The 15503-nt window shown below is 71.1% G+C and carries 11 protein-coding genes; 1 reads left to right on the forward strand and 10 read right to left on the reverse strand.

Going from position 1 to position 15503, the window contains the following annotated elements; translation table 11 throughout:
- Positions 1 to 2 precede the first annotated feature (2 nt).
- Positions 3 to 935, forward strand: a complete 933-nt coding sequence (locus AC6CHX_RS16300; RefSeq protein WP_498273671.1) for a 4-(cytidine 5'-diphospho)-2-C-methyl-D-erythritol kinase — start codon at positions 3 to 5, stop codon at positions 933 to 935.
- A 10-nt stretch (positions 936 to 945) separates the two neighbouring features.
- Here the strand turns inward: AC6CHX_RS16300 and AC6CHX_RS16305 are convergent, their stop codons facing one another.
- From AC6CHX_RS16305 to AC6CHX_RS16350, 10 genes are all read right to left on the reverse strand, one after another.
- Entirely contained in the window at positions 946 to 1407 is a 462-nt protein-coding gene (locus AC6CHX_RS16305; RefSeq protein WP_136040833.1) for an Lrp/AsnC family transcriptional regulator, read from the reverse strand.
- A gap of 217 nt (positions 1408 to 1624) precedes the next feature.
- On the reverse strand, positions 1625 to 3295 hold the full coding sequence (locus tag AC6CHX_RS16310) for a helix-turn-helix domain-containing protein (protein ID WP_498273672.1): 1671 nt from the start codon (positions 3293 to 3295) through the stop codon (positions 1625 to 1627).
- Between the two features lie 116 nt (positions 3296 to 3411).
- The gene (menC, locus tag AC6CHX_RS16315) at positions 3412 to 4518 is read right to left on the reverse strand and encodes an o-succinylbenzoate synthase (RefSeq protein ID WP_498273673.1); all 1107 of its coding nucleotides are present in this window, start codon (positions 4516 to 4518) and stop codon (positions 3412 to 3414) included.
- The gene (locus AC6CHX_RS16320; protein ID WP_498273674.1) at positions 4515 to 5390 is read right to left on the reverse strand and encodes a GNAT family N-acetyltransferase; all 876 of its coding nucleotides are present in this window, start codon (positions 5388 to 5390) and stop codon (positions 4515 to 4517) included. The genes menC and AC6CHX_RS16320 overlap by 4 nt, the downstream gene beginning before the upstream one ends.
- Complete coding sequence (locus AC6CHX_RS16325; protein WP_498273675.1) at positions 5387 to 6502, reverse strand: M20 family metallopeptidase; 1116 nt, start codon at positions 6500 to 6502, stop codon at positions 5387 to 5389. The genes AC6CHX_RS16320 and AC6CHX_RS16325 overlap by 4 nt, the downstream gene beginning before the upstream one ends.
- Complete coding sequence (locus AC6CHX_RS16330; protein ID WP_498273676.1) at positions 6502 to 9834, reverse strand: serine hydrolase; 3333 nt, start codon at positions 9832 to 9834, stop codon at positions 6502 to 6504. Before AC6CHX_RS16330 ends, AC6CHX_RS16325 begins: the two co-directional genes overlap by 1 nt.
- Positions 9835 to 9853: 19 nt before the next feature.
- Entirely contained in the window at positions 9854 to 10897 is a 1044-nt protein-coding gene (locus AC6CHX_RS16335; RefSeq protein WP_498273677.1) for an ABC transporter ATP-binding protein, read from the reverse strand.
- A complete protein-coding gene (locus AC6CHX_RS16340; protein WP_498273678.1) occupies positions 10894 to 12840 on the reverse strand; it encodes a dipeptide/oligopeptide/nickel ABC transporter permease/ATP-binding protein in 1947 nt (648 codons plus the stop codon). The genes AC6CHX_RS16335 and AC6CHX_RS16340 overlap by 4 nt, the downstream gene beginning before the upstream one ends.
- A complete protein-coding gene (locus tag AC6CHX_RS16345) occupies positions 12837 to 13835 on the reverse strand; it encodes an ABC transporter permease (protein WP_498273679.1) in 999 nt (332 codons plus the stop codon). The genes AC6CHX_RS16340 and AC6CHX_RS16345 overlap by 4 nt, the downstream gene beginning before the upstream one ends.
- Before the next feature lie 21 nt (positions 13836 to 13856).
- Positions 13857 to 15452, reverse strand: coding sequence for an ABC transporter substrate-binding protein (locus AC6CHX_RS16350; protein WP_205820265.1), 1596 nt, complete (start codon positions 15450 to 15452; stop codon positions 13857 to 13859).
- Positions 15453 to 15503: the final 51 nt, after the last annotated feature.

The raw sequence follows: 15503 nt of genomic DNA on the forward strand, positions 1-15503 counted from the left end.
TCATGAGCCACGCCGCGTTCACCGATTCCGTGCACGTGCGCGCCCCGGGGAAGATCAACGTCTACCTCGGGGTCGGCGGGCGGCACGACGACGGCTACCACGCGCTGGCGACGGTCTTCCAGGCGGTCTCGCTGTATGAGGACGTGATCGCGCGGCCGGCCGACGACTTCTCGGTGACGGTCTCCGGTGTGGAGGACATCGGCTCCGTGCCGTTGGACGACCGCAACCTCGCGATGCGCGCCGCCAAGCTCCTCGCGCTCGCCGTCGACCATCGGGGCGGCGTCGCGCTCGAGATCCGCAAGAGCGTTCCCGTCGCCGGTGGCATGGGCGGAGGGTCGGCGGATGCCGCTGCCGCTCTGGTCGCCTGCGACGCGCTGTGGGGCACGGGGCTCTCGCCGGCGCGGTTGCACGACCTCGCCGCCCGTCTCGGCGCCGATGTGCCGTTCGCGCTGCACGGCGGCACGGCGGTCGGCACCGGCCGTGGCGATCAGCTCAATCCGGCGCTCGCACGCGGCCGCTTCGATTGGATCCTGGTCCCGAGCGACCAGGGACTCTCGACGCCGGTGGTCTATGAGCGCCTCGACCTGATGCGGGAGGAAGAGGGCGCTCTCGCCGACGACCCGCCGCTGTCACTCGATGTGCCGATCCCGGTGCTCCAGGCCCTGCGGACGGGCGACCCCGCCCAGCTCGCCGAGACCCTGTACAACGACCTGCAGGCCGCCGCGCTGTACGAGCGGCCCGACCTCGCCGAGACGATCCGTCAGGGAGTCGCCGCCGGGGCGCTCCAGGGCATCGTGTCCGGATCCGGCCCCACGGTCGCGCTGCTCTGCCCGAACCCCGAGACGGCGCAGGACGTGCAGTCCTCCCTGCGCGATATCGGCCTCGATCCGCTGCACGTGCACGGTCCGGTGCCCGGCGCCCGCATCATCGGCTGACCGCCGCGCACTACTCCGCGTTCAGCAGTGCGCTCACCCGGTAGGGGATCACCTCGCGCAGGAACAGGCTCGTCGAGGTGCGGAGGATCCCGGGGCACAGGCGTACCACCTCGGCCACGCGGTAGAGGTCGTCCGGGTCCTTCGCGACGACGCGTAGCAGCAGATCGGTGTCGCCGGCGGGTGCGAAGCACTCCAGAACCTCGGGTACGCGACTGAGCGCGTCGATCGCGGCGGTGATCTTGTGCTGATCGAGCTCGACGAGGATCGAGGCCGCGACGCCACGGCCCAGCGCCTGCGGGAGGATGCGGGAGCTGTGCGCGCGCAGGTACCCGCCGGACTCGAGTCGATCGAGCCGTGCGTGCACGGTGCCGCGGGCGAGGCCCAGATCCTGGGCGATCAGGGCGACCGGACGCCGGGGGTCCGTGTCGAGGACCCCGAGGATCCTCCGGTCGGTCTCATCGAGAGTGGCCATTTCGATCACCGTCGCCTTCCTTGCGCGGTCAATATTGATCGGATCGATCAATCGGAAATCACTCTATGGTCTGAATGCGCATCTCGTGGTGAGATATCTGTCAGAACGCAGGATGCCGGCCACGAGCGGGCATCACGCGCACTCGACGGAAGGCCACAAGCCGCACACGCCGGGTGTCGACGGCGACGGGCCACGAGCCTCAGCCGGCCCCGTCTCCTCAGTCGCCGGGCACGAGCAGCCGCAGCTGCACCATCGCGGAGAACCGCGCCTCCGGGTCGGTCAGGTCCAGCCCGCTGATCTCCGACAGCCGGCGCAGCCGATACCGGAACGTGTTGGGGTGCGTGTACACCCGGCCGGCCGCCACCGCCACGTCGCCGAAGGCGTCCAGCCAGGCTCGCAGCGTCTCCACCAGGTGAGTGCCCTTCTCCCGGTCCTGCGCCAGGAGCTGTGCGACGGGGCCGGTCGGCTGGTCGCCGCGGGCGCGGACCAGGTCGCCGAGCTCGACCAGCAGGGCCTCCATCTGCACCGCCGTGAAGCGCGCGACGGGTTCGCGCGACGGCGCCTGCCGGGCCACCCGCAGGGCGCGGTCGGCGTTCGCCCGCGAGGACGGGATGCCGGCGGCATCGCCGGCGACGGTGCCCACACCGATCCGTATCTCGCTGGTCGCCCCCAGGCGCCCGAGGAAGTCGGTCGCGACGCGTGCGGCGCGGCTGTCCGCATCGCTGTGCTCAGGGCGGGAATCCGAGTCGTCCTGCTCCGGACGGATGCCGACGACCGCGTACACGACGTTGCCGATCACGGCCACCGCGGAGCGGAGGTAGACGGCACCGAGGTGCACGGCGAAGGCGTCGGCGATGCGCTGCCGTTCGGCCACCCCGCGGGCGCCGGCGGACGGTTCGTCATCGGTCTCCTCCGCCGCCGACAGCGCGAGCACGACGCAGCGATGGTCGCTGAGGCGCAGCCGGCCGGTGGCATCCGCGGCACCGGGGCCGCCTTCGAGGATCGTGGCGAGCAGGTCGGCGCGGAGCCGGCGCTCGACATCGGCGCCGGCGCGCAGCCGCAGCATGTGCAGGGCGACGAGCCCGGCGGAGTCCTTCAGCGCGCGCACGCGATCGGGGGACAGCGGCTCCTGCACGGCCGCCCAGATCGAGCCGAGGATCTCGTCGCCGGCGCGTACCGCCAGCGCGACGCGGGGGAACGAGGGCAGCCCCTCGGTGTTGTGCACCGGGCCGACGTCGATCGGGTCCTGGCTGCGGTACAGCTCCTGGAAGACGCCGCGCTCCTCCAGCTGTCGCGCGAACCGCTCCGGCACCTGCCGACCCAGCACCGTCTCGATGCGGGCGGGATCCGCCTCGTGCTGTCGGCCGGAGAACGCGACGACCCGCGAGTTGCGGTCCTCGATCGTGACCGGGGCGTTCAGCAGCGTGGCGATCGCATTCGCGAGGGCGAAGAGGTCGCCCGACGGCATCCCGCCCAGTGTCGTGGCCGCCTGATCGCCGACATCGCCCTCGGCGATGAGCGAACGCAGCATGGCCGCCAACTGCGCCCACGAGGCTCCACGGGTGAGCGCCAGGACCGGGATCCCCGTGGCCTCGGAGGCATCGCGCACCGGCTGCTCCGCTCGCACCGGCGCGCGCAGCACCAGCGCGGAGGCGTGCTGGGCGGCGAGGGCCTGCAGCAGCTCGGCGATCTCGTCCGGATTGCTCAGGCCGACGCCGAGCACGAGCGCCCCGCGCATGGGCATCGTGTCGTCCAGGACATCGTGGATCACGACGGTCTCGATCTCGGCGTCGACGTCGGCCGCGCCGCTCACCACCTCGAGCAGGGTGTTGCCGAGGTCTTCGATGACCCGGCCGAGGCTGGCGCGGGGCCTTGTCGTCACGGACATGAGCACAGGGCCCAGGTTAGGCCGCGACCAGCGGGGAGCGATCTGTGGGGCACGACGAAATCGTAGCGACAGTTGGTCGATCTCGACAGGCTCGTCGTGCCCCGCATTGCATCAGCTCAGAAGGTGATCCACTCCGTGCGCACCGTCACCGCGTCCAAAGCAGCCGCATCCGGCGTGACGCCGATCCCCGGCCCGGTGGGCACCGCGAGCGTGCCGTCCTCCACGACGAACGGCTCGGTGATGTCGCGCGAGTAGTAACGGCCGGAGCCCGACGTGTCGCCGGGGAGCGTGAAGCCGGGCAGCGCCGCGAGTGCGACGTTCGCCGCACGGCCGATCCCGGTCTCGAGCATCCCGCCGCACCACACCGGGATGTCGTTGGCCACGCACACGTCGTGGATGCGACGGGCTTCGAGGTAGCCGCCGACGCGCCCCGGCTTGATGTTCACGATCGAGCAGGCGCCCAGGGCGATGGCGTCGGCTGCGGCGCGCGCCGACACGATCGACTCGTCGAGGCACACCGGCGTCGTGATGGCCTTCGCGAGCTGGGCGTGGCCGAGCAGATCCTCCTCGTCCAGCGGCTGCTCGATCAGGAGCAGGTCGAACGGGTCGAGCTTGGCGAGATGCCGTGCATCGCCCCGGTGGTAGGCGGTGTTCGCGTCGACCTGCAGCAGCACGTCGTCACCGAAGCGCTCCCGCACCGCACGGACCGGGTCGATGTCCCAGCCCGGCTCGATCTTCAGCTTGATGCGCACGTAGCCCTCGTCGAGGTAGCCGTCGACCGCGTCGAGCAGCTCGGGGATCGAGTCCATGATGCCGACCGAGACACCGCAGTCCACCCGATCGCGCACGGCGCCCAGTTCGCGGGAGAGCGGCACGCCCGTGGCCCGCAGCTCGGCGTCGAGGATCGCCAGCTCGACGGCGGCCTTCGACATGCGATGCCCCTTGAACTTCGCGAGAGCCGGAGCCACACCGCCGGCATCCAGGTCCTTCACCTGCGCGAGCGCCGGCAGCAGGAACCGGGTGATCACGTCGACGCTCGCCTCCACGTACTCGGAGGAGTACAGCGGATCGTTCATCGCGACGCCCTCGCCCCAGCCCTCCGCCTCGTCGGTGACGGCGCGCACGATCAGCGCCTCGCGCACGGTCTGTACGCCGAACGACGTCCGGAACGGCGACACCAGCGGCATCTCGATCACACGCAGCTCGAATCCGGTGAGCTTCATCCCTGTTCTCCTCTGTCGATGGTGTACGCGCCGGAGCGGTCGAACGAGAGCACGCGCCCTCCGCCCTCCAGCGCAGATCCGAGTGTCTCGCGCAGTGCCAGGCGCCAGGCGGTCGCTCGGGCAGGCTCCGTGAGGCGCAGGGACTCGATGTCGCGCGGCAGCGCCACCCGCACGAATCGTGCCTCGGTGCGATGCCGCAGCGGTCCGAGGTCTTCGCCGACGCTGAGCAGCGGCTCGGCCTCCGCGGCCTCGTGGCCGACCGCGGCCGACTCCCCGTGGCTGGCCGCGACAACCTCAGGGTCGCGCACGTACCAGGTCACCAGCATCCGATCGGTGTCGTCCGCGCCGTTGAGCGCGTCGGCCATGTGCCCGTAGAAGTTGCGGTGATACGAAGTGGGTGCGGCAGCGAGCTTCACGAGGTTGAAGTGCGCATTCCGGCTGATGAGCGGATCGAACGTCCAGGAGATCTCGTCGAGTCCCTCCTGCAGCGCCCATGCGCGCTGATGCACCTTCAGTGCGAAGCCGACGCTGCGCCCCCGCATGCGCGAGGAGACCCCGGCGATGTGGCTGTGCAGCGCGCGCTGCTCCGGGGCGGCGAAGAACCCGAAGCAGGCTCCCACCAGCTCATCGCCCTCGAAGGCCCCGCCCACGTAGCTGCCCGCCTTCGAAAGCGCCCGCAGGGTCTCCACGTTCACGGGGGAGTTCTCGCCCTGCTTGGTCCAGATGCTCTGGAACAGTTCTGCGACCCGCGTGAAATCGTCCACGTCGTTCAGCAGCCGGATCTCCACCCCCGCCGTCGCGGCGGCCGCGGTCGCTGCATCGGCGGCCTCCTCCGGTGAGGCGCTCTGCGCCGCCGCGTCCGTCATGCTCATGCCCTCTCACCGGCCAGCGCCGCGGAGATCAGTCCCCGCAGGAGCCGGATGCGCTCCGGGATCATCGCGACGATCACGTGCTCGTCGTCGGCGTGCGCGCCACCTCCCACTGCGCCGAGGCCGTCGAGCGTCGGGACTCCGAGCCCCGCGGTGAAGTTGCCGTCGGAAGCGCCGCCGACGGCGACCCCCTCGAACGGTGTCAGCTCCGACCGCTCGGCGATGGCGACGGCCTGAGCGAACAGGCCGGCTGAGGATTCCCGCTCCATCGGACGGCGGTTGGGTCCGCCTTCCACGCGCACGGACGATCCGGGGAGTCTCGTCGGGATCGCCCGGATCGCCGCGTCCACGCGCTCCTGCTCCGCGACGGTCCGCACCCGCACGTCGACCGCGAACTCCGCGTCGGCGGGCACGGTGTTCGTGGTGCTGCCCGCACGCACCAGCGTGGGGGTCACGGTGGTGCCGGCCACCGGGTCGCCGAGTTCATCGACCGCGAGCAGCAGATGCGCGGCCTCGACCGCGGCGTTGACACCGCGTTCCGGCTCCAGGCCCGCATGGGCCGCGCGACCCGAGGCGTGCACCCGGTACAGCGACACGCCCTTGCGCGCGATCTTCAGGGCTCCGCCGTCGGCAGCTGCCTCGAGGACGAGAGCCGCTGTGCAGCCGATCGCCTCCTGCCCGATCAGCGCACGCGAGCTGGGGGAGCCGAGCTCCTCGTCGCCCGTGATGAGGATGCTGACGCCCATGCGGTCGGGCAGCGCCGCCACGGCGTGCAGCGCCATCACGACGCCGGTCTTCATGTCGAAGCATCCGGGGCCGCGGAGCATACCGTCATCGATCCGGAAGGGATACCGCCGCAGCGATCCGAGCGGCCAGACCGTGTCGTGATGTCCGAGGAGCAGCACCCGGGGCTCCCCGAACCGCCACCGCAGATGCGCGCGACCGTCGAGGACGATCCGCTCGGGGGCCGCGCCGAGCAGTCGCTCGCCGAGCGCGGCGAGAACGTCGGCGCTGCGGGCGACGGCGTCGAGGTCGTCGGACGGCGACTCGCAGGAGACGAGGGTCTCGATGTCGGCGAGGACCAGGTCGAGGTCCACGTCCGCCTGCACCGTCATCACGACACCTTCGGCGCCGCGCGGACGCCGTGGTGCAGATAGCGCTCGCCGCTGGGCAGGGAGTAGAACACCACGGCGTGCCAGGCCTGTTCGCCCTCCGGTCGCATGACGAATTCGCCGCGGCGGACGGGCACCAGCGGATGCTCCTGGACGGGGTCGGGGAGCATCGCGGCGAGCGGCCCGTTGAGGGTCGTGCGCATGCGCAGGCCGTCCTCGTCGCGGAAGATCTCGGTGCGCACGCCCGAACGGTCGTAGACGCCCTCGAACTCGCTGAAGTCGTCGGAGAAGGGCTCTTCCGGCGGTACGAGCCCCGCGGGGATGGTGAGGTCGGCGAGCTCGGCGTAGATCTCGCCGAACAGTGCGTCGTAGAGGTCCCGGGTGTTGCCGCCGTTGCTCAGCAGCGTCACCGCCACGCCTTCATCCAGGAGGATGCGCAGGAACGACGACTGCCCGATGGTGTTGCCGTCGTGGCCGATGAGCTTGCGGCCGTCCCAGTCGAAGAGGATCCACCCGATGCCCCAGCTGTCGCCGAGGGAGTATGGGTCGGGCACATCGACCTCGTGCTGCTGCATGCGGCTCACGCTCGCCTCCGAGAGCACCCGGGTGCCGTCGGCCGCGAGTCCGCCGGTGAGGTGCATACGGGCGAACGCGAGGATGTCGGCGGTCGTGGAGTTGATCAGCCCCGCGGGGCCCATCGAGCGGGGCAGCATCCACGCCGGGGCGAGCTCGGGTCCGTCGTCGCCGACCACGGTGTGGCCGCTCGCGGCCCGGAACATGATCGCCTCCTCCGGAAGAGTCGAGGAGTGGGTGAGACCCAGCGGGGTGAACAGCTGATCGCGCATGGCCTGGTCCCAGGTCGTCCCGGTGATCTTCTCGATCACCCGCCCGGCGAGCACGAAGCCCGAGTTGCAGTACGACATCGTCGCCCCGAGCGGGTGGTTCTGCGCGACGCCGTCGAGCAGCGCCACGTACTTCTCGAGCGTGTCATCGCCGCGTCCGGTGTCGGTGAACACGTCGCCGTCGATGCCGCTCGTGTGGCTGAGCAGGTGGCGCATGGTCACGGTGCGCGTGACCTCGGGGTCGGACGAGGCGAACTCCGGCACGTAGTCGACGATCGGGGCGTCGAGGTCGAGCTTTCCCTCGTCGACCAGCCGCATGACCACCGACGCCGTCCACACCTTGCCCATCGAGCCGATCTGGAACACGGAGTCGTCGGTCGTCTCGATGCCCGTGCGGACGTTGAGTATGCCGTGATGCGCATGCACCGGCTCCTCGCCGAGGCGCAGGATGCCGAGCGTCGCACCGGGGACCTTGTGCGCCTCGGCCAGCGCACTCAGTCGCTGCTGCCAGTGCCGGGCGTCGAGGCGGGCGCGCACGGGCTTTCCGGCCGGCGGGGCGTACTGCTCGACCCAGTCGATCACGCGCTGCGAGAAGTCGGCCCGGTGCGAGGGCTTGCCGGAGAGCGGGAACAGGTGCGATCCGCCGGGGTAGAGCACCAGTCGGGTGGGCACACCGCGCTCGCGCAGCGCCGAGAACCACTGCTCGGCCTGACCTACGGGGCAGCGGTCGTCGGCCGCGCCGTGCAGGATCAGGGTGGGAGTGGTGACCCGGTCGACCTGCGTGTACGGGGACTGCGCCGCGATGCGCTCTGCGTCGCGCCAGGGCAGGCCGCCGTTCTCCTTCGCCGAGAGGTAGTGACCGAAGTCGGAGGTGCCGCCCATCGACAGGAGATCGGTGACGACCCCGCCGGCGACCGCCGCCGCGAAACGGTCGTCGCGCGAGGTGAGGAAGCAGGTCATGTAGCCGCCGTAGCTGTAGCCGGTGACGGCGAGCCGGGCCGGGTCCGCGATGCCCTCGGCGACGAGCTGGTCGATCGGCTCGAGGAAGTCGTTCGCGTCGTTCACACCCCAGCCGCCGGAGACCGCGGAGAAGAACTCGTCGCCGTAGCCGTCGCTCCCGCGCGGGTTGAGGGTGAGGATCGTCCAGCCGCGGCGCGCGAGCACCTGGTGGTACGGGTGAGTGAGGTCGGCAGCGCCGTTGGAGGCGTTGTGCGGACCGCCGTGGATGTCGAGCAGCAGCGGCTGCGGACCGGCGGTATCGGGGTCGCGGCGCAGCCATCCGGTCACGACCGTGCCGTCCGAGATCGTGAAGCGGCGCTCCTCGGCGACGACGAGGTCGAGGTCGGGCGTGCCGTAGTCGGTGAGCACCCGCGTCGTGCCGTCAGCGAGGTCGAGGAGCGCGACGTCGCCGAACGACTCCGGCGTCGCGAGCACGATCGCGGCGGAGGATGCTGCCACCGAGAGTCCTGACACGTTCGCGGTGCCGTCCACGAGGGCTGTGGCGCCCGTGCCGTCCGGCGCCACGCGGTACACGTGCGTGTAGCCGTTGTCACGCAGACAGAACACGATCTCCCCGTCGTCCGCGAACTGCGGCATGCCACCGGGGTAGCCGGGACCACCCGGCATGACGTTGCGGTCGAGGCTTCCCGTGATGCTCCGCGGTTCGCCGCCGTCGACCGGGAACAGCAGGAGGTCCGCGTTGCCGACCTCCGTGTCGGTGCGCCCGGCCGCGACGACATACTGGCCGTCCGGGGTCCAGCCCACGGCCGTCGCCTGCACGTCGGCGGCGCTCACCTGCACCGCCTCCCGGTTCGGGTCGGTGGAGGAGCGAACGAACACGGGGACCCGCATCGTCAGGTCCGCGTCGTCCTCGACGCTCGCGGAGTAGGCGATCCGCGTGCCGTCCGGCGACCAGAACGGGTCGGACGCGTGGGAGCGCCCGTGGGTCAGCACGGTGACCTTCTCCGAGGCGACGTCCAGAACGTGCAGCTGCTGCACGAGGGTGCCGAGGTTGCCCGCGCCGTCGGCCTTGTAGCCCAACCGGTCGGTGCTGGCCGGCGCCGAGCGCCGGGCGAGGATCGTCTCCGCGGTCTCGCCGGGGAGTGCGGCGCTGTCGACGGGGGCGGTGAAGGCGATGCGCGACCCGTCGGGGCTCCAGATCGGCGCGCCGGCGCCGAGCGGAAGGGTCGTGAGCCCGCGGGCCTCGCCGCCGCCGGCCGGGAGGAGCCAGATCTGCGCCGGGCCGTCCTGCGCGCGCAGGAACGCCAGCTGCGACCCGTCGGGGCTCCACACCGGGGTCGAGTCGGCTGTCGCGTGTGTGAGCGGGACGGGGTCACCGCCGGTCGTCGGCACCTGCCACAGGGCGCGCGTGTCCCGGTCGCCGTCGCGATCCGTCGTCCGCAGCACGAAGGCGATGCGGGCGCCGTCGGGTGACAGAGCCGGTTGCTCGGGGGTGCGGACGGAGAGCAGGTCGTCGACGGTGACACGGTTCATGGGAGCTCCAATCGGATGGTCAGTTCACTGTGTCCGCTGTGAGCGCGGCTGGTGTTGTCTGCGCGGCCGAAACCGTGGCGGTGCTTTGGGAGATGGGCACAGTTCCGAGCGGCGCGTCCGCGGGCAGCCCCGCGAAATGACAGGCCGCGCCCGCGGCGCCCGTGGGCAGCGGAGGTTCCGCGATCACGCAGATCTGGCGATCGGGGCGTGCCGCCGGTCCGATCGGGCACCGCGGGTGGAAGCGGCATCCGCTCGGCGGCGCATGCGGATCGGCGGGTTCCACGTCGACGGGGGCCAGCGGATCGACCGCCAGGAGGTTCCCGTGCCGGGTCGGCGCCGCTTGCAGCAGATCCCGCGTGTACGGGTGCTGCGGGTCGGCGAGCACCTGCTCGGTCGGCCCGAACTCGACGATGCGGCCGAGGTACATCACCGCGATGTGGTCGCTCAGGTAGCGCACGACCGACAGGTTGTGCGAGATGAACAGCATCGTCAGGTCGAGCTCGCTGCGGAGCTCCCGCACGAGGTTCAGGACGGAACCCTGCACCGACACGTCGAGCGCCGAGGTGATCTCGTCGGCGATCACGACCTCGGGCCGGGCGGCGAGAGCGCGGGCCAGGGCGATGCGCTGACGCTGCCCGCCGGAGAGCGCCGCCGGGAGCGACTGCGCGCGGTCGGCGTCGAGGCTCACCAGGTCGAGCAGGCGGGCGACCTCGGCACGGCGGGCGGTCGCTCCGCGGATGCCACGGGGGAGGGACTCGGCGATGGATTCGCCGATCGTCATGCGCGGGTCGAGCGAGGAGAACGGGTCCTGGAACACCATCTGGATCGGGCGACGTCGGCGGAAGCTGCGCACGTCCACGCCGTCGAGGGTGATCGAGCCCTCGCTGATGGGCGCGAGGCCGATCGCGGCGCGGGCGAGCGTGGACTTGCCGGATCCCGACTCGCCCACGAGCCCGACGACGGAACCCGACGGCACCGTGAGGCTCACGTCGTCGACGGCCGTGAGGCCGGATCGATGCGTGCCGTACCGGACGCTGACCTGATCGAAACGCAGCTCGCTCATCGCAGGACCGTCTCTTCCTCTTCCGCGGCCGTCTCATCAGCAACTGTCGCGATGGCCACCGGCACCGGCGCCTCGCCGCTGACCGGATGCCAGCAGGCGACCCGATGCCCCTCGGCATCCGCCACGAGTTCGGGATCGGTCTCCCGGCAGAGGTCGGTGGCGAGCGGGCAGCGGGCGGCGAACGCGCATCCCGCGGGGAAGGCACCCGGTGCCGGTGGTCGGCCGGGGATCACCTTGAGCGGTTCCCGGCGGTCGGCGTCGAGCTCGGGCACGACCTCGAGCAGTGCGCGGGTGTACGGGTGCCGGGCGTCGGTGTGGAGGGTGGCCGCCGGCAGGTCCTCCACGATGCGACCGGCGTACATCACCAGCACGCGATCACACGTCTGCGCGACGACCGCGATGTCGTGGCTGATGAGCAGGATCGCGGCATCGGTGTCGCGCCGTACTCCCGCCAGCAGCTGCAGCACCTGTCGCTGCACCGTCACGTCGAGAGCCGTCGTCGGCTCGTCCGCGATGATCAGGCGCGGATGGTTCATGAGGCCCATGGCGATCATCGCCCGCTGCCGCATACCGCCGGAGAACTCGTGCGGGTACTGGCGGGCGCGTCGTGACGCAGCGGGCACGCGCACCGACTGCAGGCGTTCGACCGCGCGGTCCATCGCCTGCTTCCGGGTGATGTCCTGGTGTTCGGAGGCGGCCTCGGCGAGCTGCGATCCGATCCTCCTGGTCGGGTTGAACGAGGTCATCGGGTCCTGGAAGACCATCGCCAGCGAGGTGCCGAGCAGGCTCCGCACAGCGCGGTCCGAGGTGGTCAGCAGCGGAGTGCCGCAGAAGTCCAGGTGCGCGGCGGTGACATCGCCCGGTCGCTCGATCAGGCGGGCGACGGCGAGGGCGGTGAGGCTCTTGCCCGACCCGGATTCGCCGACCACGCCGATGGCCTCTCCCCGCGACACCGTGAACGAGACGCCGCGCACCGGGGTGACCCAGCCGGCCGGCGTCGGGAAGGAGACACGGAGGTCGTCGACGACGAGCACCGCCTCGCCGCCGTCGACCGGCGCGGGCTGAGCGCCGCCGGGACGCGCGATCGTGGGGAGGGGCCGACGGCGTCGAGCGGAACGTCCGCCGAGCGCCGCCGCGGCGGTCTCGCCGAGGAGGTTGAAGGCGAGGCCGGCGATCACCACGGCCACCGCGGGTCCGAGCGCTGCCGCCGGGTTGAGGTAGATGCGGTTCAGACCCTCGCCGAGCAGGCGACCCCAGTCGTACTCGGGCACCTGGACGCCCAGCCCGAGGAATGACAGACCCGCGAAGGCGAGCAGTGCCGAACCGGCCGCCACGGTCGCGTTCACGATGAGCGGTTCGCCGATGTTCGGCAGGATGTGCCGGATCAGGATGCGCATGCGCGAGACTCCGGCCACCTGCGCGGCGGAGATGAAGTCGCGGCCGGCGATCGCGGCCGAGAGCGTCTGGGTGAGGCGGGCGAACTGCGGGGCCATGGCGAAACCGATCGCGAGCACGGCGCCCGTGGAGCCGACACCGAAGATGACCGCGAAGAACAGGGCGAGCAGGAGACCGGGGAAAGCGACCGCGATGTTCACGAAGCCGACGATCGGTCGGCCGAGCCACCGCGGGAGCACGGATGGCGCGGTGCCCAGCAGCGTGCCGGCGACGACGCCGATGATCACGGCGATCACGGCGAGCACCACCGAGAGCCGGGTGGCGACCAGCACGCGGGCGAGCACGTCGCGTCCGAGCGTGTCGGTGCCCAGCAGGTGCGCGGCGCTCGGTCCCTGCGTGATCTCGGTCGGGTTCACCTGCTCGGCCTGAGCGCCCCAGATCATCGGGGCGAAGATCGCGCCCAGGGTGACGAGCAGCATCAGGCTGAGAGCGGTGATGCCCAGTGGTGACCGGACGATGCCCGACCAGGCCGTACGTGCCGACATCATGCCTCCCGGATGGTGGATCGAGGGTCGAGGAGGGCGAGGATCACGTCGATCACGAGGTTCACGACGAGGACGCCGACGCCGTAGACGAGCACGATCCCCTGGACCACGGAGTAGTCCTTCGTGAGGATCGACTGCACGATCATGGTGCCCAGGCCCGGCCAGGCGAAGACGTTCTCGACCAGCACGGTCCCGGCGACCATGCCCGTCAGGAGCAGGCCGGTGAGCGTGAGGGTCGCCGTCATGGCGTTCGGCAGCGCGTGGCGCGAGTAGATGCGGTGCGGAGCGAGCCGCTTGGCGCGCGCGGTGCGGATGAAGTCCTGGCCGAGCACCGAGAGCACCTCGACGCGGATGATGCGCGAGAAGACCGCGATGGGTCCGACCGCGAGCGCCACCACGGGGAGGACGAGCGCGAACGGCGCGGTGTTGCCGGCGACCGGGAACCAGCCGAGGGAGACCGCGAACACGTAGACGAGTCCGACCGCGAGGAGGAACTCGGGAATCGCGGCCAGGATCACCGACCCGGTCGCGAACGCCAGCTCGAGGCCGCGCCGCCGCCCGCCTCTGGTGAGGACGGCCATCGTCACCCCGAGCGGGACCGAGACCAGCAGCACGAGGAGCACCGCGAGGAGGGCGAGCTGGAGGGTGGCCGGAAGGCGGGTGGCGATGATCTCCGACACCGGCTGGCTGGTGATCATCGACGTGCCCATGTCGCCGGTGAACAGACCGCCGATGTAGCGGAAGTACTGCACGATCAGCGGCTGGTCGAGCCCGAGCGCGGCACGTCTGGCCTCGACCAGCTCGGTCGGGGCGTTCATCCCGAGGGCCGCTCGCACCGGGTCGCCCGGCACGAGGTGGATCATGAGGAAGGCAGCCGTGACCAGCACCCACACCGAGAGCAGGAACTGCCCTCCGCGACGGACCAGGAAGGACACCCACGGGTTGTCCGACCGTGCGGATCTGATCAGTATCGCCTGCGTGGCGGTGGTGCTGGCCATCGGCTGCCTCCGGTCCCGGATCTACTCGTACATGCGGATCGACGTGGGGTCGATGCCGTCGCCCTCGGTGAATGTCGCCTTGGTCGCGAAGGTCGACCGCGTGATGTTCGCGTACGGCACGACGCTGGTCGTCTCGAACAACGCCTCCTCCGCGGCGGCCCAGTCGTCGCAGCCCTCGTTCCCGGCCTCGGCGGATGCCGCGGTCACGGCGGCGGTGTAGTCGGGGTTGTCGATCGAGGCGTAGTTGGTGCCGTTCGGGGGCGTCGGTCCGGAGTAGAACGGCACGAGCATGCTCGGCAGCGAGACCGTCAGCGGCGCCGCCGAGATGTCCCAGTCGCCGGTGGAGAAAAGCACCTCGCTGAGGGTCGGCGAGTCGACGGCGGTCACGCTGATGTCGACGCCGAGGTCCTTCCAGGCCGCCTGGGCGAGTTCGGCGGCGGCGTTGCCGGCATCTCCGAGCTGCGAGGAGTAGATCATCCGCAGGGTGAGCGTCTCGCCGTCCTTGGCACGCACCCCGTCGGAGCCGGCTTCCCACCCGGCGTCGTCGAGTGCCGCGGCGGCTGCCTTCACGTCCAGCTCGGGGAGGTGCCCCGAGACGGTGTCCGCCCGGCACGGGTTCGGCGACACCGTGACGAGTCCGGTCGGCACCGTCGCCTTGCCGCTGCCGATGACCTGGCGCATCTGCTCGAGGTCGACCGCCTGCATCAGCGCCTCGCGCACCGCCTGGTCGGCCGTGGGGCGCCCTTCCGCCTGGTTGAAGGTGAAGGACCCGCCGGGGGTCTCGATCGAGGTGTGGAAGAGCCCGGCGTCCTCCACTCGTGCGGTGTCCGGGCCGATCACCAGGGCCGCGTTGACCTCACCAGACAGCAGCAGGTTGGTCGCGGTGGTCTCGTTGGGCACGACGCGGAACACGACGGTGTCCGGCAGGCCCTTCTGCTCCGGGTCCCAGTCGCCCGGGCCCCAGGCGAAGTCGTCCCGGCGGGTGAGGGTGTACTGGCTGTTGGGTGCGATCTCGGTCATGGTGAACATCCCCGTCGAGCCCTCACCCTTCGCGAGCGCATCCGGGTCATCGATCACTGTGCCGCAGACGATCGAGATGCTGCCGATGTTCTCGATGAGGAACGAGTCCGGTCGTCCGCTGGTGACGGTGACCGTGCCGGCGTCGTCGTCGCCGACCGCGGCTGTTCCGGGCTGCACCTGCAGGCCCATGAGCGGCGAGCCGTTCGCGGGGTCCCCGATGTGGGTGATGTTCGCTGCGACGTCGGTCGCCGTCAGGGGAGTGCCGTCCTCGCACGAGAGGTCGTCTCGGAGCGTGAAGGTCGCGGTCGTCGTGTCCGCCTCCCACTTCTCGGCCAGGCCGGAGGCGATGCTGCCGTCTTCCGAGACCTCCACGAGGCGCGCGTAAAGGAAGCGGTCGATCGAGCGGGCGACGGACATCACGGTCACGAACGGATCCAGGCTGCCCGGGTCGGTCGAGATCACCGAGGTGAAGGTCTTGCCGTCGGCGAGGACGCCCTCGGGAGCGTCTCCGCCGCCGGGGGAAGCGCCTGCGGCACAGGACGTCAGGGCGAGCGCCGCAGCGCCGAGCAGCGCGATCAGCGGGGTACGAGAACGCATCAGAAGCCTCCAGCAGTGTTCGGGATGGTGCAGGTGGATGGTGCAGGGGGT

This window comes from Microbacterium sp. GQ128 (assembly GCF_059758615.1).